The following is a 20,327-nucleotide window of genomic DNA, read 5'->3' as shown; positions in this document are numbered from 1 at the left end:
CCTAGAAACTACACTGTGCAGTGTAATGTTTTGTTAATCCTGCCCAGCAAAAATAGAAAGTCCGGCTGATGCGTGCGTGCTTTGGCCATTTATCGTCCCAAAACGGAAAGTCGCGTCATGCGCGGTTTTTCTGGAGTCATTCAGTCATGGCCAATTCAAACTCCCCGGCGGACAACGCCTCCACACCTGAAGCGTCCCGACAGGCTCAAGGGCAGTACCAAAACTTCACGCCGGTTCAACGTTTAAGCTTTGGCAAAACCATGGGCGTCCTTTGGAACGTGCTGTTCCACAAACCGCAAAACACCCGCCCGAGCGCGCCCGTCCCGGTGCAAGCCCTGACTCAAGCCGCGCTGATCGCAGCGCCCAACCACAGCGTCTATCGACTGGGCCACTCCACGGTGTTGCTCAAGCTGCGCGACAAATTCTGGATCACCGACCCGGTCTTCGCCGAGCGTGCCTCTCCGGTGCAATGGGCCGGCCCCAAGCGTTTCCACCAGCCACCGATCAGCCTGGAAGAATTGCCACCGATCGAAGCGGTGATCCTGTCCCACGACCACTACGATCACCTGGATCATCAGGCCGTGCTCAAGCTAGCGGACAAGACCAAACACTTCCTTACCCCGCTGGGCGTAGGCGACACCCTGATCAAGTGGGGCATCGACGCGAGCAAAGTCCGCCAGCTGGATTGGTGGCAAGGCACGGAAGTCGATGGCATCCAGTTTATCGCGACCCCGTCGCAGCACTTTTCCGGCCGCGGCCTGTTCGACAGCAACAGCACCCTCTGGGCTTCGTGGGTGATGATCGACGGCGACACACGCATCTTCTTCAGCGGCGACAGCGGCTACTTCGACGGCTTCAAACGCATCGGCGAACAGTACGGTCCATTCGACCTGACCCTGATGGAAACCGGTGCCTACAACGTCGACTGGCCACACGTGCACATGCAACCCGAACAAACCCTGCAAGCCCACCTCGACCTCAAGGGCCGCTGGCTACTGCCAATCCACAACGGTACGTTCGACCTGTCGATGCACGCCTGGTACGAACCCTTCGACCGTATCCTGGCCCTGGCCTGGGAACGCAACGTATCGATCACCACGCCGCAGATGGGCGAGGCGTTCAACCTGATGCATCCGCAGCGCGGTAGGGCGTGGTGGTTGGCGGTGGAAGGGGAGAGTGATCGGGTGGTGGCTCATAACGCGTAGAGTGATGACCTCTGTAGGAGCGAGCTTGCTCGCGAAAATCATCTGGACAACGCGATCATTCAGACAGCACGCGTTATCGTTAACGTCCATCGCGAGCGAGCTCGCTCCTACAGGGGGGCATTTATCGTCAATCGATAAGTTGGCTCACTCCACCATCGCAAAATCCGCTCGCCCAACCGGATTCGGCGTCGACCCCTTCACATTCATCCCTCGACCCGGCGCAAACCCCGGGAAGAACACCAACCCCTCCGATTCGAACCGATAGGCCAGCGCCAGGCGCGTGACATCCAGCACCTCCTGGCGTGCCTCGAAGCGTTGAATGGCATCCACCGAGACCCGGGACTCCCGCGACAGCTCTTCCACACTCCAGCCCAGCATCGCTCTGGCCTGGGCGCAGTGGGCCGGGGTGAATTGGAAGAGGGCGATACGTTCCAGGGTGATTTTCATCGCTTGAGAGGCCATGGTGTTCTCCGGGCTCGAGAGTGTTGGTTCAAAATATACTGTGTTTTTGTACAGTTGTTTTGAGCCCGGATCAAACGCATTTTTTGATTTGTCTTTTCAGGCAGACGAACGGTGCTGCGCTTACTTGCCCGCCAACTCCGGCGCTTCCCGCACGATAAAGTGATCCAGATTCTCGATGTTGGCGCTGAACACCCCGAACGTCTGCTCGGGGTTCTTTTTGCTCGGCACCTGCTTCAGCTCGGGCGTTACGCCATAAAAGAAGCAATACAACTCCCGCCCGCTCTCGATGGCGTGCTTGATCTCCTCCAGGAATGCCTTGCGCTTGCGGTAGCTGTCGATCAGCTTCTTGCTCAGGTAGACATTGACCGAGTAAGGCTTTTTCTCGAACCAGACCTTCTTCTCGAAATCGATGCGAAAGCTCTGGGTGTAGTCCTTGATCTCCTTGACCTTGCCCCAGTAAATCAGCCCCTTGTTGTCCTGCAGGTATTCGATTTTCTTGAAAAACGACGCGTAAGGCGCGGTGTGCTCGCCAATCTTCAGCGGCACACGCTTGAGCAAATCCTTGTCGTCGAAGTTCGACACAAAACACTCTACCGGATGGGCGAAGACGCTGGTCTTGTCCGGGGCCGATTCCCTGCCTGGTTGCTCGACATTGCTTGCCACCGAAGGCGTCAGCGACTCATCCCGCACCCCGTCCGCCGCGACCTTCGGGCTGGACGGCTTACGCACATATTCACGCCGAGTCAGTAACAATTCCGACGGGAAATTTTCCTCGCGGCTGTCATCCGTTTCCGTCTCATCCCCACCCGACGCAGGCGTCTTCAAGCTGACATAAGGGCAGCCCTCGACATGCCGCGTACTCGGCAGGTTCTTGAAGTGCGGCGTGCGCACGTAATTCACATTCTTGGCGTTGAACGTGCCCAGCTCATTGGTCGCATCGAACGCCAAACGACAGGCATCGTTGGGGCACTGGAAGTGTTCCTTGGCGGAGTCGAAATCCATCGTCTCGTCGAAATTCAGATCCCGAACGTCGTAGATCGACAACTTGTCGTTGAGGCCGAGGCAATAGGCGAGGTCGAATTTCATGTCGGGTTCCAAATCCTTTAGGTGAACAGCTTCCAGTGATGGCGCATTCGAAGCAATAGCTACACTCAGATCACTTCGATATCGCCGAGCCTGCACAGTCCATCAAAGAGGGCGGTTCATGAGCCATTCAGATGCTTCGCCCCCTCTCCCGGAGCCAGGCCGGATAGCCCGCCGGGATGAACAGACCGGCTGGCGCCGTTGGGTACCGGGGCTGAGCATGCTGCGCGAATACCAACCGGCATGGTTGCGTTACGACATCGTGGCCGGCCTGGTGCTGACCACGATGCTGGTGCCCGTCGGTATCGCCTATGCGGTGGCTTCGGGCGTGCCCGGCATATATGGCCTCTACGCGACCATCGTTCCGCTGCTGTTCTATGCCTTGTTCGGCCCCAGCCGAATTCTGGTGATGGGGCCGGATTCCTCCCTGGTGGCCGTCATCCTTGCCGTCATCATTCCACTCTCCGGCGGCGACCCGCAGCGTGCCGTCGCCCTGGCAGGGATGATGGCGATCGTCTCGGGAGCGGTGTGTATCCTGGCCGGTATCGCGCGCCTGGGTTTCATCACCGAGCTGCTGTCCAAACCGATCCGCTACGGCTACATGAACGGCATCGCACTGACCGTATTGATCAGCCAGTTGCCCAAGCTGTTCGGTTTTTCGATTGAATCCGACGGCCCATTGAACAACATAGGGGCCATCGCCTCCGCGGTGATGGAGGGAAAGGTCAACTGGACCACCTTCACGGTGGGCGGGCTCACCCTGGCGGTGATCCTGCTACTAAAAAGGTGGCCGCGACTGCCGGGCATCCTGATCGCCGTGGTTGGCGCGACAGTCGCCGTGGGCGTACTCGACCTTGCGACACGCGCCGGTGTGTCGGTCCTCGGTTCGCTCCCCCAGGGCTTGCCCGGTTTCGCCATTCCCTGGATCACCAGCGCCGACATCGTCCCGGTGTTGATCGGCGGTTGCGCCGTCGCACTCGTCTCGTTCGCCGACACCAGCGTGCTCTCCCGCGTCTATGCGGCGCGGACCCGAACCTACGTCAACCCGAACCAGGAAATGGTGGGCCTCGGCATCGCCAACCTGGCGGCCGGTTTTTTCCAAGGCTTCCCGATCAGCAGCAGCTCGTCCCGCACGCCCGTGGCCGAGGCCGCTGGCGCCAAAACCCAAATGACCGGCGTCGTCGGCGCATTGGCGGTTGCCTTGCTGTTGGTGGTGGCGCCGGACCTGCTGCAACATTTACCGTCCAGCGCACTGGCGGCAGTCGTGATCGCCTCGGCCATCGGCCTGATCGAAATCACCGACCTGCGTCGGATCTATCGCATCCAGCGCTGGGAATGCTGGCTGTCGATCGTCTGTACCGTCGGCGTGGCCGTGTTCGGGGCGATCGAGGGCATAGGCCTGGCCATCGTGATTGCCGTCATTGAATTCCTCTGGGACGGCTGGCGCCCGTACTCCGCGGTATTGGGCCGCGCCGATGGGGTCAAGGGCTACCACGACATCAAACGCTACCCCGACGCACGCCTGATCCCCGGCCTGGTCCTGTTTCGCTGGGATGCCCCCTTGTTTTTCGCCAACGCCGAACTGTTCAGCGACCGAGTGCTGGACGCCGTAGCGGCATCGCCCACGCCCGTGCGCTGGCTGGTAGTCGCCGCAGAGCCGGTCACCAGTGTCGATGTGACGTCTGCCGACATGCTGGCCGAACTGGACGACACCTTGCATGCGGCGGGTATTGAGTTGTGCATTGCCGAGATGAAGGATCCGGTGAAGGACAAGCTGAAGCGGTTTGGGTTGTTTGCACGGTTGGGGGAGACGGCGTTTTTTCCTACGATTGGGACGGCTGTGGATAGTTATGTGGCGAATTATCGGGTGGATTACAGGGAGCGGGAAGATGAAGGGAACGGATTGCCGTGAAACCCGCGAGATTGAAATAGAGACTTCACATCAAGGAGCGAACCATGCCGAACAACTGGCCCGCAGGGATTGAGCACGTCGTCGTGCTGATGATGGAAAATCGTTCGTTCGACCATTTGCTGGGGGATTACACAAGCATCAATGCCGCGTGTGACGGTATCAACCGCAAGGCGCCCAGCACCAACCCGTTGAAGCTGGCCAACGGTAATTCGACGGTGATCACTCAAGCGTCGGAGTTCCCGGGAAACTACAGCCTGTGGGCACCGCCGCCCCCTCTGCCTCCGGCGCTGCCGCCGGGCAACAGCGAGGGTTTCGACCTTGGCCACGAATTCGTCAACGTAGAGAAACAACTGGGCGTCTCCTTCAAGACCAGCCCGGCCAACCCTACGCTCGCCGGCTTTGCCCAGGACGCCTACGACAAGGCCCGCAGCGACCTGAAGGTGTACAAAACCTGGTCGCAGTCCATGGCTCAACGGGCGATGAACTACATCCCGTTCGGCGCCACGCCAGCGAAGGATACGCTGCCGGCCATCCACGGATTGGCGCGTAACTTCACCGTATGCGACCGCTGGTTTTCCTCGGTGCCGGGCCCCACCTGGCCGAACCGTTTTTTTGCCATGCTCGGCAGTTGCAATGGTCACCTGCTGATGCCCTCCACGGGCACGGTGCTGGCCGGCATCAAAAGCCTGATCGCACAGTTCGGCGGCGAGAGTATTTTTTCGCTGCTGCGCAACAACGGCCACGACGCGCGGATTTATTCCGATGGCGCGATCCCGCTGGCGGCGTTGGTCAAGGGTGGTTTGCAGCACCTGAGCATCGACGACTTTAAGTCGGACGTCGCCGGTAACAGGCTCCCCGAACTGTCCTGGATCGAACCGAGCTATGGCCTGCTCAACGGCAAACTCGGGCCCAATGTGTCGCATCATCCACCTGAAGACCTGCGCTTCGGCGATCAGTTTGTCGGTGAAGTGTTCAACGCCTTGTCGGCCAACACCGCTGTCTGGAACAAAACCCTGTTCGTGCTGCTGTACGACGAACATGGCGGCTTCCATGACCACGTGGTGCCGCCGACTTGCGTGGCGACCGGTTCAACGGCCGATGTCCCATGGAAAAATCCATTTACCCGCCTCGGCGTTCGGGTTCCGGCGATTCTGGCTTCGCCGTGGCTCAAGCCAGGCTTGATTCCCTGGACGGGCAGCGTCCAGGCCCAGCATTACGATCACACCAGCCTGCTGGCATTTCTTTGCGACCACTTCAAATTGCCGCGCAGTGCCCTCGGCCCACGGGTGGTCGCGGCGCAGCACTTCGGCAACGCACCTATCTGGCGCGCTGCACCGGGTGTAACGGCTGCGCCAAAATTGGCGGCCACTGTGGTGCCCAGTCGCGTCGGGTTGCCATTGATCGAGTCGGAACTGGCGACCCAGAGTCGGCAAGTGGTGGATAGCGCCACCGGTTACCTCGATGGCCTCGATCCAGAGCAGATCTGGAAGAGCAGCGCCCAATGGGTCAGCGGTTTTCTCGGCAACCGCAGCCGAGCCCTGGCTGATCCGGCTCAGGCCGCGCTCACGCCTGCCGCGCCCAGTGCCGACAGCCTGGAGGCGAAACTGCGACGCTTGCAGGATTTGATGGTGACCGCCCAAGGGCAAGCTGTTCGCCCCGTTGCAGTGCCTGCCAGCAAAGCCTTGGCAGAACCGGGAGCGGAAGTCGCGCCAACACGGCTGCGCGTCCTGTGCCTGCCGGGTGTCGGGTTCACGCCAGCCGGCCAGGGGCAGGGCGGCATCGATGCGAACTGGCAGGACCAGTGGCGCACATTGATCCGTACTCAACTGGCACAGAACGGTCGCCTCATCGATGACCAGGATATCGACTTCCTGTCCTTCGACGAGCAACTCAAGGAGGGGCCGGACTTCGCCCAGATTACCCGAGGCCTGGCGATGCTGAGCGCCGACGCCAGGGGCAAGGCCGACGAGAACTTCGGCAGTTGGGGCCTGCCGGTCAACCAGATGTTGCGAACCACCGTTGGCGCCATCGTGCAATGGATCGAGGACGCCGAGTTGCGCACTGCGTTGACGCAACATCTGTTGGCGAAGATCGAGGCATTCAATCCACAGATCATCTTCGCCCAAGGCCTGGGCAGCCTGATCGGCTACGACGCCCTGCGTCGCTCGGTGGCAAAAAAAGGTTCGGCACTCAAGCGCATCGATGGCCGAGTGTTCGTCAGCTTCGGCTCACCGATCGCACTGCCGCTGGTGATGCGCGAAGTGTGGGGCGGGCGGGTCCTGCGCCTGAGCGAAAACGGCCGAGGCATCCGCCGCTGGTTCCACCTCCACAACCCCAACGACGGCTTGCTGACCCGGCCCATCACATCGCCGGATTCAGCGCGAGTCGACCTGCAAACCGAATTCAGCGTGCAGCTGCGTGATGACCTGCTCGACCTCAATCACGCCGCCCAGGCCTACTTGTCCTCACCCACCAGCCAGACCGGCCTGTGGCCGCAACTCGCCCGCGATGTGGTGGCGGCGCGAGCGCTGGAAGTGCCGGCATTCCTGGCCCGCAGCGGTCAACGCAAACGTCGCGCCCTGGTGGTCGGCATCAACGACTACCTCGACCCAAGCGCACGCCTCGAGGGCTGCATCAACGACACCTACCTGATCAGCCGCATGCTTCAGGAAAGCGGCTACGATGCCGGCGACATCCGATTGCTGCACGATGCCCGAGCGACCCGGGCGAACTTCGTCGAGCGCCTAGAATGGCTGGTGGAAGGCGCCCGCGCCGGCGACGAGCGCGTATTGTTCTACTCCGGCCACGGCACCCAACTGCCGGTCTACAGCAGCAGCGGCGAAGCCGACTGCATGGACGAAACCCTGGTGCTCCACGACTTCGACTGGGACGACGAAAGCACCCACTTCACCGACAAACTGTTTCGCCAGTTCTACAGCCACCTGCCATTCGACCCGGACGGCCACGGCGCCAAACTCACCGTCCTGTTCGACTGCTGCTACGCCGGCGGCATGACCCGCGGCAACGGCCGCGTGCGCGGCATCACCCCACCCAGCGACATCCGCCACCGCATGCTGCGCTGGGACCCCTACGCCGGCGACTGGGATCGCCGCGTCTACGCCACCGACGCCGACCGCCGCGACTTCAGCGAACAAGACAACAAAACCCGCGGCCTCACCCGCACCCGCAACACCCAAGGCGCCGCCACCGGCCTGCGCCCCGAGAAAAAAGCCCAACTGCTGCGCCAAACCAGACTCTACGGCCACCACGGTCCCTACATGCCGCTGATGCTCTACGCAGCGCGGGAGAACGAAAAGGCCAGCGAATATGTGGTGGGCTCCAACCACTACGGTGCCTTCACCTATGCCATGGTCGAACAACTGCGCAAGTCGCAGCAGGAGGATGCGACGTTGGGGTTTGATCAGTTGATTGAGCGGGTGGGGAGTGTGTTGAGTGCGAGGTCGTTGGGGCAGACGCCGGAGATTGTTGGGCCGAGTGGGGTTAGGGCGGCGGTTTGTCCTTGGCGGAGTAGTGGGTTGGGGAGGTGATCTCGTAACCGCGGTCACAGCCAAAGAAAAGGGCCGCAGGATAATCCTGCGGCCCTGATACACAGACGTTTCCAAGCCAGCCGCTGAACCCCTGTGGGAGCGAGCTTGCTCGCGATGGCACCGGTGTATACGCCACTAAAACAAAATCAGCTGCTTGAAACTCAAGCAGCGGTTTGTTTGATACAGCCAAGAGATCAGAATCCGCGCATAACCCGTGATGCCTTCTGCCACCAGGACTCACGTCGATTGAAAGGATCATCCGCCAACACACACGGCATATCCCGCAATCGAATCCACGGCTCATCCTGCCAATGCAACATACAGAGCGACATCTTCGGCCAATCAAGCGCACTCAACGTCGGACGCTCCACCATACACGACGGCCGTGCATCACGTAGCGCAGGCACCACCTGATGAGTCAGCCACTCTCGCAGCAATCGATTCTCAGGGCAGTAGTGATAAATCAACAACGCATACACACCTGACTCGCTCACCATCAAACGCTCTTTAGCTGCGCCATAGAGGTCAACGAGCATCATTTGCCTCTGGTCCGCATCGAGCTTGCGCGTCACGCGCTCATCAAGGTGTTTGCCCATCAGTCGCCCGAGATCATGCGCGCAGAACCACGCCTGGTTCTCCAACAGAAGGGCATGCAGGTGGACGTTGTGACGAGTGAACTGGGTGGGTTTGAGTGATTCAGGCATGGCGAGCCTCCTGGAGCGGAAGCACGTGGTTGGATCTGTGGGTACGGCGATTCACCTTCATCGTGAAGGTCGGATGGTCAGGCATTTCCTTTACCTCTGGCTGCTTTCTTAGGGCATTCGTTAAGGGTGTCGGGAGCTAAGAAACCCACCAGAGACGGGCCGGACATATTCCCCTTTCGGGTCTTGTATTCGCCCACTCCCGACATAACGGGGATTTTCTCGCAGGCGTAGAGAAACCGCAGACGAAAAAAAGCCGCATGACTGTCGGGTGCGGAGGACCGCTCTGGTTTTCAGAGTTTCTTAGGCTCGGCGAACAGCCTATCAGGTGTTCGTAATTGGTCAAGTGAGTAAGACAAATATATGAGAAAAGGGTAATAAATTAATAGCGGCAAGTAATAGCTAAGTCTATTTAACTTTAAGATTGAGTGCGTGTTGACAGAGTGCGCGATTGTATCTGTTTGGCGAGTTCATCAAAGTTCGAGTGGTAACGATTTATCTCGCATTCCCAAATGATAATAACCTGCCAACCTAGTGTTTCTAGATTGCTGATATTGAGAATATCCCTCTCAATGGTTCGTCTAAATTTCTCACTCCAAAAATCGGTATGGGTTTTTGGATATGTAGCAAGTGAGCACCCTGGATGTCGGTGCCAAAAACAGCCATTTATGAAGATGCAAGTGTTGTATTTTTTTAAAACTATATCAGGTTGTCCTGGGAGAGTTTTTTGATGGATGCGGAAACGGAAGCCGTGTGAATGCAAAAGCTTTCTAATAAAAATTTCAGGCTTAGTGTTTTTACCGCGTATTGAGGACATCATTCTGGAGCGCGTTGTTGTGTCTACAATATCCATTTGATGATCCTCAAATTAGATGAGGTAAGATATTAATGTTCGTTAGATGTTATCATTGAGGCGGCTAATGTGAATTTTTTTGATATGAACTTTTTCAAATCAGCATCATTCTTCATGGAAAGGTCTATTATTTCGCCGTGTAGCCTTATTAATATTATAGCTTCACGCATTAATTTTTCTGTGTCTATCGTGGCATTTTTTTTGCTATTTGATGCATTAAGCCACCCTTCTGCAATAGCTAAGGCAACATTTTTAACTGCTACTAGTGACGCCCTCTCTGTAATTTGCACCATTGCGTCTTCAGGTAGCGTTGTCAGAAGCTCCCAGCGAGCCGCATGCCCATACCCCCTATCAAATATATCGCTACGAACCCATAGTCGCTGAAATGTATTGCGTACTCCTCCGCGGAATCTAGCTAAAATAGCTGGGGTAAGTTCTGCATTTAAAGTCAATCTGAAGCGCCAAATAACTACTGTAGGAAGCATTGCGGTGGAAATATATGACCAAATATCATCTCGTTGCAGCTCTCCGGAGCTAAGAGCTCTATATTCGGAAAGTGCAATACTCACATCGGCGTCAAATTGAGCTCTGGTTTTTTTTGTACCTTTATCTGGAAAACCGTTTTGCTCCGCAATTTTTATAATTTTTGCACACATATCGTCCATTATTTGCTTACTTATTCGGCTCCCTCCGCTAGCACCATAGCTTTTTCCTGGATAGCTATTAATGAAACTCTGAGCCGCAGTAGCAGTGATTTCACTCTGAAGTTCTTGTAGAGTTCGTTGTACCGCAAAATTGTTCAGTCTAGGAAATAGATAAACAGTCATTGTATTACTCCGAAACATCAGCAAGGGAAAGAAGAGCTGCTCTAAATTCCCCTGGCTTCTGGTTGGAAAAGTCGTAGAGTTGTTTTATTGTAAGATTGCCAAATGCGGTTCGTAGCCAGTTATTAATGTTAGCTCCGATAGATCCCTCCTCAAAAAAATCGGCGCGCTCTTGGAAGTCAGGGTTCGGAAGAGCTTTCTCTATTAATTGACTGATAACATCATTAAGAACAGTTTGAAGAGTAAATTTATCCTTTTGTTGGAAGCGGCTAACAAAGTCAGGGTAGTCAGAGTTTAGATACAATCGTACGGCACCTGAAAAAGAATGATCCAGCGTATCTGTTTGCCAGTGTAAATACCACAATGCGTTAGCTTCAGCCTTGTTCTTAAAAACTTGTCCTAAGCTGATCTCTTCAACAGGAAATCTTGGCTCACCGCCCTCAAGCCTGATATCAGATGTATCCAGCCATAGCCTCGCTCCGACTTCGGAAGGGGTTAATATATTAGTAGATATTATTTGATCTCTTAATACTATTTGGGTCTTGATGAATAGCCGTTGAGAGAGGTTTTCACTTATTATCGGAATAGTAATTTCTATTTCGTCGGCCCTATAGCTTATTGCTTTTTGATACTCGCTCCATAGTTTTCTTGGTAAATTTCCCGAGCCGGTGCCTATTTGGACTAAAATTTCTAGTGGTAGCTTGCTCTTGGGGTGTGAAAGATCCAGTGAAACTAAATCCCAGTCTATAGATAACGTTCGGTTTAGCGTGAGTTGTGAGGAGTAATCCCAGTTCGCAAGATGGTCAGATGCAGGTAAAAAAGGAGCATTGTTAAGAGATAATAACCAAGGTGATGTGGTAATACTGCCCTCAGTAATTGTAAGAAAAGGAAAGGCTAACCGCTTATTCATGACGTCACCTCTGAGAGCTCTACCTTAAGTGTAGTCGCATAGCCTCTAGGTAATTGAACTCGGATCTCATAGGTTCCTTCAATAGTCCCTATTTCTAATTCATCTGCTTTAGATATGATCGAAACAAACTCCTTATGCTTAATAGTTGATATTTTTGGCTTAGTAGTGATCAAGGAGTCTTCAGTAAAAGCCGATCCATCCGCAGCTAAATGAGCGAAGGCGTGTAACTTCATTGGTTTTGCGTTGTCAATGAGCTTAACTTGAGTTTCGAATATCGCGAAAATTTTTGAGTTGCTTGATTCTAATTTTATGAATACAGGGTTGGTCGCGCTATTTCCGTAGTTTTTTTTACCACCGGTGCTCCCAGTGTGTCGAGAGCCTCCCCCTTGACCGTCAATTTTAGAAAGAATGTTGCCAATGGCGCCGGCCGCGGCTGCCAGTGACTTCCCGTTAGTTCCTGCCTTATCAATATTCGATAAGGGGGAGGAAAATTGCATCGCTTCTTCTTTAATTCTTCTTAGCGCTATAGTGACGTAACTTTTTTGTGTAGCATCGTCTATAATTTTAGGTTGCCAGTCATCATGAGCAGGTGGCTCAGCTTTGGCAAATGCAGATTCAACTTGTTCATCTGCAATGAAAACGCCGGCCCATTCAAGTCGTTCATCAGGTAAGAAAGCACCTTCTATATACTTAACAACTAATTCCACTGGTCGCATAACCGCGATATGTGCTGATGCAAAAGGTATTATTGAGTTTTCTCCTAAGCGCATTGATGTTCTTGCACCCTTCATGCCTTTGATAAGTGACAAAGTACCAAGCTTTTTAGAAGCCTTCTGGGCATTAATTGGGATTAGTTCTTTGCTATTGTTTCTTATATTTTTAATAGCGATGGAAAATAAGTCTAATGGGGGGAAGTCTTCAGGGGAAGGGAGTTCAAATCGGCAGCCATCAACTTCAATTTGAAAATTGATTTTTTTTGATTTTGGAGTGTCACTAGTTAACCTTGGCCAAAAATTCCACAGTAAGCTTTCCTGAATTACTCCTGCCATTATCTCATTGGAGCTTTCTATGAATGGATCAAGTATCATTATAGATGTGCCGGTCTGCAGCTTATCTCTTTTTGGGAATCCGATTTCTAGTGAAAGTTCAGTTGCGGGCGTTCCTTCAACGGGGTCTACAAATGCGTCTGTGTTTTTGTTGCCCCACCAGTGTCGACCCGTAAAGCGTTGTACTTGGCCAAGTTTGTTAGCTACTTCATATTGAAGGCCAAGATGACAGCCCATAAGTCTTCGGACATGTTCTGTTTGATTTGTTGTGCATGTGTCTACTAGTACTGTCTGGCATTTGCTTGCTTGATAAAGAGATACTTTTCCGAATCCATATGTACCCCCTCTATTGTGAGTATCATGATTGGAGCCAAAGTTTCGCATAAAGTCTATAAAGTCAGTAACTTTCGTACCTTGGGGTACCCAATCTGCTCTCGTTGGTCCACCTAAGCCTACTGTTTGAAAGTCACATATTTCTAAAACATTTGGCGCTGCAGAATTTAAAAAGTTTAATATTCCTGCTCTTGAGTCGCGATTTATAGGGAGCTCACAAAATATAGTTTCTTTAAGGGTTTTTATTTGATCCTTGGTTAAAGTCCTAACTCGAATAAGTATTTCTGGACCCGTTCCTAACTTTGCTGCATCGCAGCTATTTTGTACGGCCTCGCGGATTACCATTTGCAACATGTTGAGGCTCGGTGCACCCAAGAGTTTTCTCAAGCCTCCGTCACCAATATTTCCCGATGCAGCATAGGGTTCAGGATAGATACTTACTCGTTTTGTAGGCATTGAATTAATTCCTTCAAAAGAAACGATTCCATATTTTTGTCAAGCTTTGATGCGTCAGACATGGTTAAGTCAATATCGTATTTGATTTTTGATATGCCTGCTGGAATTGCATTCTCTTTAAAACTGCTCTCTAAGATTTTTGGAAATGTTTCGTTAACGATGTAGTAGTTGTTTTCTTCTAATTGAAATTTGAAGTGGTTCCAGAGAGAGCTTTCAGTGTTTGAACAACCGATTATGCTTAATCTTCGAAGTACCTCCAATCTGTCGGATGCTTTGTTTAATATCTTTTGTGTGAGATAAGAAACGGATAAGCTTCCCCCGTTAACCTCTTCTAATGTTATGTGGCATATGTAGAGCTTTCCATTGATTGGCGGCTGAAGCTGCTCTATTGATGAAATAGATATGCTTTTATTTCCTTTGCGCTGTGTAGATTTTACCTCTATTGCTATAGTGCCCGCGCGAAAATCATGACGTTCGGAAAGTGGGCCTCGCCAAGTTTGCCACGCATCCGAATTGATTGATAAAAGCTTATCCAGGAGAATCAACTCTCCGATAAGTCCGCATACTATTTCTCTAGATGGACGTTCGCTTGATGATTCCGCAAATAACATGCGGAAGTCATTAAGTGTGCCTTTCAGCGCTTCAATAGAACCTTCACCAAAATTTATTCTATTGAGAAGCTCGATAATAACGTCCGAGAAGACTCCTTCAAGTTTTTGAGATGTGCATGTTATGTCTGCATAGTATTCAAATGCACCGTTCAAAGAAAGTTTCGATAACTTCACTACCAAAGATTCGGAAGATAGGTCATTCAAGGAGTGACTTCGGCCGCTTATTGGAATTAGAACTCTTGCTTCTTTAGCCGCACTGAGAGCATATCTCACTCTGCCGAAACTAGTGTTAATTTCGCTCGGCAAGGTTGGAATCTCCAAGTTTGAAGACTCCTTTTTTCCCAAGCGTAAAGTTCGCCATTGGGCTAATGGGTTTTCTAATTTATCAGACACCTGCAGCCTCTGATTGTGCTAACTCTTCCTGTTCGATAGCTTCTAGTTCATCCGCTGATATAGAATCTAAGCTAACAGAAACATATCCGCCACCTGCCTGTTCATCACCGGGGAAAACGATACCTATACCTATCAAGTCGCCCTTTGCATTAAGCGCGGATCGATCGGTGTTTGGGGTGGTTGGCTTAGAGTTTCGATTTATCGGATATATAATAATTAATGGAATCTCACCTACGATAGTTTCCCTGAATGCCTTTAAGGTCGACCAGTCATCAGCGCTCGGTTTTTTATCGGTAGAACAGTCAAAAATTACATCCCTGCGGGACATTAAGGCTTTGATATTTGCTATCTCGCCAGAGGTATCTAGCACAGATCTATTTGCCATTTTTATATGGCCAAGTGTTCCAAGAGGAAGTTTCGAGGATTCTCCATTTGCTGTTTCGAAAACTCCTACGTTCCATTTCAAAAGTGCAGGCACAGAGTTCTCTATGTATGCGAGTAAAGCCCTCGTTCCTAAGTCATGTCTTGAATCATGTAATGTGTAGTTTCTTAGAAACTTGACTACTAAGGCTTGCGGAACTTCTAGGTATAGTTTTCGTTGATCTATATCGGCCCGCTCTCCGAGCTGAGATGCTTGTGTTAGTAATTCAGAGGCAGCTTGCCAGTTTGCATGGATTTCTTTCGGGTTTGAATAATTTAAACGGATAGATTGGACATGTTTGCCTGAATAACTCAAATCACAAGATTTGGCCGCGCGCATTTTAGTTGCTGCCGTAATAGTCATTCCTGGCAAGGTTCTAATCCGTACTGCGAAGTCAGTAGGTGTCATGCGGTTTTTATATTGAGAAATATCATCTCGAATTTCAGCTTCAATTGCCGCTAAATCTCTAAATGATTTGGATAAGTCTTTCGGCATCCAAAGGCGCGGGAGGTCTTCGTAATTATGGCGATAGCCAAACCATCTACCCATTTGCAGTAAGGTGTCATACTGTCGAGTAGAGCTCCTGAGGAAGTAACTGACCATCAATCCTTCTAGAGTTAAGCCCCTGGCGAGAATTGATCCACCAACTACTACGTATTTTCTTGCCGGTTTCCTATAATCAATTCTGTCAGAGCTAGACCCGTTTTCTATGACGAAACTTAATTCATTAATAATATGCGGTAGATGATTTTCGAGGTCGTTAAAGTCAACAGGGTCAAGTGTTGTCAGTAACTTACTTGGAACCAGCTTGCTTTCGGAGTCCCAGAGTTTCTTCATCCGCAATCTGATAGGCGAACTAGGCAATAAAATGAGTTCGCGGTTTTTCTGTAACCATGCTTCCAGAAGAGACGCTACCCTCTCATGCATGATTACAAATGGTGAAGTATGGACGAGCATCGTCATATGCTGATGGTCATGACCCCTAGTACAGCGAGCAGAGCAACACATAAGGAAGTATAGAAGCGCGTCTTCCAAGCTAGCTGGGATCTTTGGAAAGAAGGAATCTTTTATTTTTATAGAGGCTGGTTGTAATAACGCAGAATCTTGTGCGCTTACCTCACGTATCATTTTTAGTGGTTGTTCATCAGGAGAGTCCGCGTCCGAGTTTGCAGAAGCGCGTCCGAAAAGGCGCTCAGCACCAAAGTAATCCAGCGGTAACGGTAGGCTTGTTATAAAGTCCTTTGGGTACAAGTCATCTAACCCAGATCCATCCACGGGGTAGGGATTGATCAGTACATTCGCGAATGGTGTCGCAGTGTAACCAATGTAAGAAATACAAGGTATGAACGTTAATATTTTTCGTATTAGCATATTAATCGACGTGATATCTAGCTCTTTCGAAGCCGAGTTTACGGACGCTTGATCGCATTCGTCGTCAATTAATAATACCTTTAGTCGTTGCAAATTTAGTATATGAGTCGAGCTTATGGTTTCCAAAAGTCGATTTAAGGGAGCAACGTTCTTTTTCACAACTGCAATTTGGGAATTGTCTTGAGCTAATCTTGGAAAGCCTCCATTAGTAAGGCCTCTAAAGTCTCCTTGGTCAGAAGTAAGTAAATTCCACCGTTCTGGTAAGCGTTTTACGACGTCCGATTCTAATCTGCGCTGCGTTTGCTGACGAAGTTTGTCAGTCAATCCTGCCAAAACAATTACGGTGTTGTACCCCGCATCAATAGCTTTAGCAATTACAGCAGTCATGTTTGCCGTTTTTCCGGATTGAACATAACCTAGAACTAGGCCTCGACAAGAAAATTTTTCTTTATGTGGGTTCTCTATGAGTGAAATTACCTCGGTAGACGAGGTATTCATACTGTTTACAGTCTCGATGCTCCAGCCTTTTTCTTGTTTTACATAGCCTTCTAATGCGGGCCAATGGCTATCCTTAGGTTTTGGTCCAAAGTACCAATCTGGTCTTTTACTAAAGATTGAGATGTTTCGCAGGATTTCTACTTGCTCATAATCTTTTCTTATAATTTTTTCTGCTTCTTTCAGTAGCTCTTCATGAAAGCTCGTGAGCTCGCCAAACATATTTTCCACTGAGCGCTTAACTATAGCTATTGCGCCATCTATGCTTTCAGCCTCTGGGAGAGCTCTTCGAATTTGATCGACCCAGCCGGCTAATTGAGGTGACATCACTGCGAGTTTCCTTTTCTGTACAGTTGGTGGCTCAATGATGGCATGCATTCTGCGGTCGGTCGACCATTTCGCTTATAAAATTATCCTATGATCTCTGAAACGATTTTTGCCATTTTAGCGGCGAGCATTGGAGGCACCGCATTTCCTACTTGATGAAATTGCTGTGTTCTATTTCCCTCAAAAAAATAATTATCAGGGAAAGTTTGTAACCTAGCTGCCTCTCTAACGGTGAGACTTCTACATTGCGTTGGATCGGGATGGATGAAATAGTGGCCATCTTTTGATATATGGCTTGTTATAGTTGTTGATGGTGAATTCTTAACTTGGACCTTGAATCGGTCACAAAATTTACCACTTTCCCAGTTTTTATGATCCGGAGCTAGGCCGGGCAAGTCAAATTCCAAATGACCTTTTGGAGCTCGGCCGTTGACTACTGCATAAACACTTGCGTAGATGTATCTTCTTAGATCCGATGCCATATGGCCGCGAGCTTCGTGATTCAACCAGACACCCAAATTTTTATCTATATACCAGTCATCGAGTGCCGGCTTGGAGGTGATTCCTTGGTAAATTCCCTTTTCATATCTTAGCGACCCAGTCGACAAGTATTTCCCTACTGCATTCCGCGTGTTACGAAGTTCAGCAACAAAATCAGAGCGGCCTCTTGCGACTGATGGAGCCTCAATGGCGTCGATTTGGTTCAGTATCTCCAAGCACCATTTATCCGACGTATCAGTATCTTTTGTTAATTTGCTTCTCAGTGGAGGAAGGTTTTTTAGTATGTCATCAAGAGTTACTTGTTCCTCAAGCTTGAGTTTTTCAAAGGTAAAGGGTTCGTTGTTATCCTGAACTAAAATTCCCAGCAGAATTACGCGATGACGAGCTTGGGGGATGCCATAATGCTCTGAGCGAATTATGTAATTTCGAGGGTCTATTTCGTTGGGGATTAGATCATGAGTACCATCTTCGTGTTCCACCAAAGAGCAAATTTTGTATCGCAGGCCTGTATCGCTTTTATTTAGTGCAGTATCTGGAGCAGCCAAGTCTTTCAATATTTTCGGGAACATACTTTCACCATTTACTTTTGATGAAAGAATTCCTTTAACATTCTCCATAAGAAAAACGGCAGGTTTGTTTTTTTGTATAATTCTTAGGTATTCGAGGTATAGGAAATGCCTATGATCATCTTCCGCCCGATAATCAACTTTCCCCATATTGCGAGATCTGCCTACTAGGGAGTACGCTTGGCAGGGAGGTCCACCAATAAGAATCCAAGGTTTACTTCTATCCAGTTTTTCGTTGATTATAGCGTCTAATATTTTATTGTCTTCAGGGTCGCCAAGTGTGATTCGACGAGCTTCATTTCCTGATTTTTCCCAATATGATTTTGTCCTATTGCTATAAGGCTCGGCCGAAATCCCATTGCAATAGTTGTAGTAATCTTCTAGAAACTCGGGTTTTTCTTTTTTTACTAACCGATAATAAGCTCTTAGGCGTAGGGTTTTTCTCGCTACCGGATCCATTTCAGCTGACACGATTATATTAAAACGAGTTCCGCGTTCGAAAGACGCAAATCCTTCGCCAAGTCCGCCTGGGCCAGCAAAAAGATCAACAATTTGAATTGGGGAGGAAGAGTTCATTAATCTTGAGGACTCATGAATGGCACCGTTGTGTGCTTAAAAATGATTGCTCAATGAGGCCGGCGCATTCTGTTTTTTTGTGATGTTTTCAGATGCTTGGTTTCCTGAAAATATTGCGCCTTACCCCATCACCGATGACTTAGTCTAATTACACTATGCTGTTTTACCAGGTTTTACACAAAATTCCAGCTTTTTATATCATCTGAGATTAGATTCGGGGCTACTAAAGATATTGCTTCAGATAAAAAAAGGCTGCCTAAAGGCAGCCTCATGACGAAAAATCTAACTCGTATCAATCCCAGCTCAAAGCCCCACCAGTCTGATACTCAATAACCCGAGTCTCAAAGAAGTTCTTCTCTTTCTTCAAGTCCATGATCTCGCTCATCCAAGGGAACGGGTTAGTCGTCCCTGGGTACTCTTCCTTCAACCCAATCTGCGACAAACGACGGTTAGCGATGAACTTCAGGTAGTCCTCCATCATCGCCGCGTTCATACCCAACACGCCGCGAGGCATGGTGTCACGCGCGTATTCGATCTCCAGCTGAGTTCCTTGCAGAATCATCTGCGAAGCTTCTTCCTTCATCTCGGCATCCCACAAATGCGGGTTTTCGATTTTGATCTGGTTGATCACGTCGATGCCGAAGTTCAGGTGCATGGATTCGTCGCGCAGGATGTATTGGAACTGCTCGGCGACGCCGGTCATTTTGTTGCGGCGGCCCATGGAGAGGATCTGGGTGAAGCCGCAGTAGAAGAAGATGCCTTCCAGAACGCAGTAGTAGGCGATCAGGTTGCGCAGCAGTTCTTTGTCGGTTTCGACGGTGCCGGTTTCGAACTTCGGATCGGAGATCGAGCGGGTGTATTTCAGGCCCCAGGTGGCTTTTTTCGCGACCGACGGGATCTCGTGGTACATGTTGAAGATTTCGCCTTCATCCATGGCCAGCGATTCGATGCAGTACTGGTAGGCGTGGGTGTGGATCGCCTCTTCGAAGGCCTGGCGCAGGATGTACTGGCGGCATTCCGGGTTGGTGATCAAACGGTACACGGCCAGGACCAGGTTGTTGGCAACCAGGGAGTCGGCGGTGGAGAAGAAGCCGAGGTTGCGCATTACGATGCGGCGCTCGTCGTCGGTCAGGCCTTCCGGGTTTTTCCAGAGGGCGATGTCGGCGGTCATGTTGACTTCTTGCGGCATCCAGTGGTTTGCACAGCCATCCAGGTATTTCTGCCAGGCCCAGTCGTACTTGAAGGGTACGAGTTGGTTGAGGTCGGCGCGGCAGTTGATCATGCGCTTTTCGTCAACGGCGACACGGGCGGAGGCGCCTTCGAGTTCGGCGAGGCCTTCGGCTACGTCGAGGGAATCCAGAGCGGCTTTGGCGCGGGCAACGGCGGCGGAGTCAGTGGCGGTCACGGCACGGGCTTCCAGGGCGGCGGCACCGCCGGCGCTGTCGAGACGGTCCATGTTGGCTTCGGTGGCGTGGCCAGCGTTGGCGCTCTTGACTGCTACTTCCGTGTCTTCTTTGTCGAATTCGTCCCAGCTCAGCATGACGTGTCGTCTCCTGCGTGAGGGCCAGTGTGCCCGTGTGAAATTGGATAGGTCGGTTTTTCACACGGCCTTACTGGCCGCGTTGGATCTAAAGGAATCGTTTTTTGCGGCAGCTATACGCAGGCATCAAACAGAATTTTGTACGGGGTTCCGAGAGCCACTGATGGGCGCAGCAAGCGTTGATCGCTTGTGC

14 protein-coding genes are annotated in these 20,327 nt (G+C 51.2%); 3 read left to right on the top strand and 11 right to left on the bottom strand.

Features of this window, described 5'->3' with window-relative positions; all coding sequences use genetic code 11:
- Window positions 1-146 precede the first annotated feature (146 nt).
- Window positions 147-1,205: an MBL fold metallo-hydrolase gene (locus J4D25_RS18960; protein WP_057713593.1), complete on the top strand. Its 1,059-nt coding sequence runs from the start codon at window positions 147-149 to the stop codon at window positions 1,203-1,205.
- A gap of 144 nt (window positions 1,206-1,349) precedes the next feature.
- Here J4D25_RS18960 and J4D25_RS18955 read toward each other — a convergent pair whose 3' ends face one another.
- Window positions 1,350-1,667 carry a helix-turn-helix transcriptional regulator gene (locus tag J4D25_RS18955; protein WP_007998876.1) on the bottom strand — a complete coding sequence of 106 codons (318 nt, stop codon included), beginning with the start codon at window positions 1,665-1,667 and terminating at the stop codon, window positions 1,350-1,352.
- Window positions 1,668-1,787: 120 nt separating this feature from the next.
- Entirely contained in the window at window positions 1,788-2,753 is a 966-nt protein-coding gene (locus J4D25_RS18950; protein WP_057713594.1) for a hypothetical protein, read from the bottom strand.
- A 118-nt stretch (window positions 2,754-2,871) separates the two neighbouring features.
- Between J4D25_RS18950 and J4D25_RS18945 the strand changes: the two genes are divergently transcribed.
- Both J4D25_RS18945 and J4D25_RS18940 read left to right on the top strand, forming a co-directional pair.
- Window positions 2,872-4,662, top strand: coding sequence for a SulP family inorganic anion transporter (locus J4D25_RS18945; RefSeq protein ID WP_057713595.1), 1,791 nt, complete (start codon window positions 2,872-2,874; stop codon window positions 4,660-4,662).
- A 44-nt stretch (window positions 4,663-4,706) separates the two neighbouring features.
- Window positions 4,707-8,210: an alkaline phosphatase family protein gene (locus J4D25_RS18940; RefSeq protein ID WP_057713596.1), complete on the top strand. Its 3,504-nt coding sequence runs from the start codon at window positions 4,707-4,709 to the stop codon at window positions 8,208-8,210.
- A 194-nt stretch (window positions 8,211-8,404) separates the two neighbouring features.
- Here the strand turns inward: J4D25_RS18940 and J4D25_RS18935 are convergent, their stop codons facing one another.
- The 9 genes from J4D25_RS18935 to J4D25_RS18895 all read right to left on the bottom strand — a co-directional run bounded on the left by J4D25_RS18935 (window position 8,405) and on the right by J4D25_RS18895 (window position 20,134).
- A complete protein-coding gene (locus J4D25_RS18935; RefSeq protein WP_057713597.1) occupies window positions 8,405-8,914 on the bottom strand; it encodes a Bro-N domain-containing protein in 510 nt (169 codons plus the stop codon).
- Window positions 8,915-9,329: 415 nt separating this feature from the next.
- A complete protein-coding gene (locus J4D25_RS18930; RefSeq protein WP_079246714.1) occupies window positions 9,330-9,764 on the bottom strand; it encodes a very short patch repair endonuclease in 435 nt (144 codons plus the stop codon).
- A gap of 32 nt (window positions 9,765-9,796) precedes the next feature.
- The gene (locus tag J4D25_RS18925) at window positions 9,797-10,591 is read right to left on the bottom strand and encodes a DUF6339 family protein (RefSeq protein WP_131726849.1); all 795 of its coding nucleotides are present in this window, start codon (window positions 10,589-10,591) and stop codon (window positions 9,797-9,799) included.
- A 4-nt stretch (window positions 10,592-10,595) separates the two neighbouring features.
- A complete protein-coding gene (locus J4D25_RS18920) occupies window positions 10,596-11,498 on the bottom strand; it encodes a hypothetical protein (RefSeq protein WP_131726850.1) in 903 nt (300 codons plus the stop codon).
- Window positions 11,495-13,333: a hypothetical protein gene (locus J4D25_RS18915; protein ID WP_131726851.1), complete on the bottom strand. Its 1,839-nt coding sequence runs from the start codon at window positions 13,331-13,333 to the stop codon at window positions 11,495-11,497. The genes J4D25_RS18920 and J4D25_RS18915 overlap by 4 nt, the downstream gene beginning before the upstream one ends.
- Entirely contained in the window at window positions 13,315-14,337 is a 1,023-nt protein-coding gene (locus J4D25_RS18910; RefSeq protein WP_157858920.1) for a PD-(D/E)XK motif protein, read from the bottom strand. Before J4D25_RS18910 ends, J4D25_RS18915 begins: the two co-directional genes overlap by 19 nt.
- Window positions 14,330-17,002, bottom strand: coding sequence for a Z1 domain-containing protein (locus J4D25_RS18905; protein ID WP_219733190.1), 2,673 nt, complete (start codon window positions 17,000-17,002; stop codon window positions 14,330-14,332). Before J4D25_RS18905 ends, J4D25_RS18910 begins: the two co-directional genes overlap by 8 nt.
- Window positions 17,003-17,034: 32 nt before the next feature.
- Complete coding sequence (locus J4D25_RS18900; RefSeq protein ID WP_057713601.1) at window positions 17,035-18,594, bottom strand: DNA cytosine methyltransferase; 1,560 nt, start codon at window positions 18,592-18,594, stop codon at window positions 17,035-17,037.
- A 292-nt stretch (window positions 18,595-18,886) separates the two neighbouring features.
- Entirely contained in the window at window positions 18,887-20,134 is a 1,248-nt protein-coding gene (locus J4D25_RS18895; RefSeq protein ID WP_057713602.1) for a ribonucleotide-diphosphate reductase subunit beta, read from the bottom strand.
- Between the last annotated feature and the right edge of the window lie 193 nt (window positions 20,135-20,327).

Origin of the sequence: Pseudomonas sp. GW456-L13, assembly GCF_017350115.1 — a bacterium.
Lineage (GTDB): Bacteria > Pseudomonadota > Gammaproteobacteria > Pseudomonadales > Pseudomonadaceae > Aquipseudomonas > Aquipseudomonas jessenii.
The sequence above is the reverse complement of the archived record's forward strand: the minus strand, read 5'-3'. Positions and strand labels throughout refer to the sequence as shown.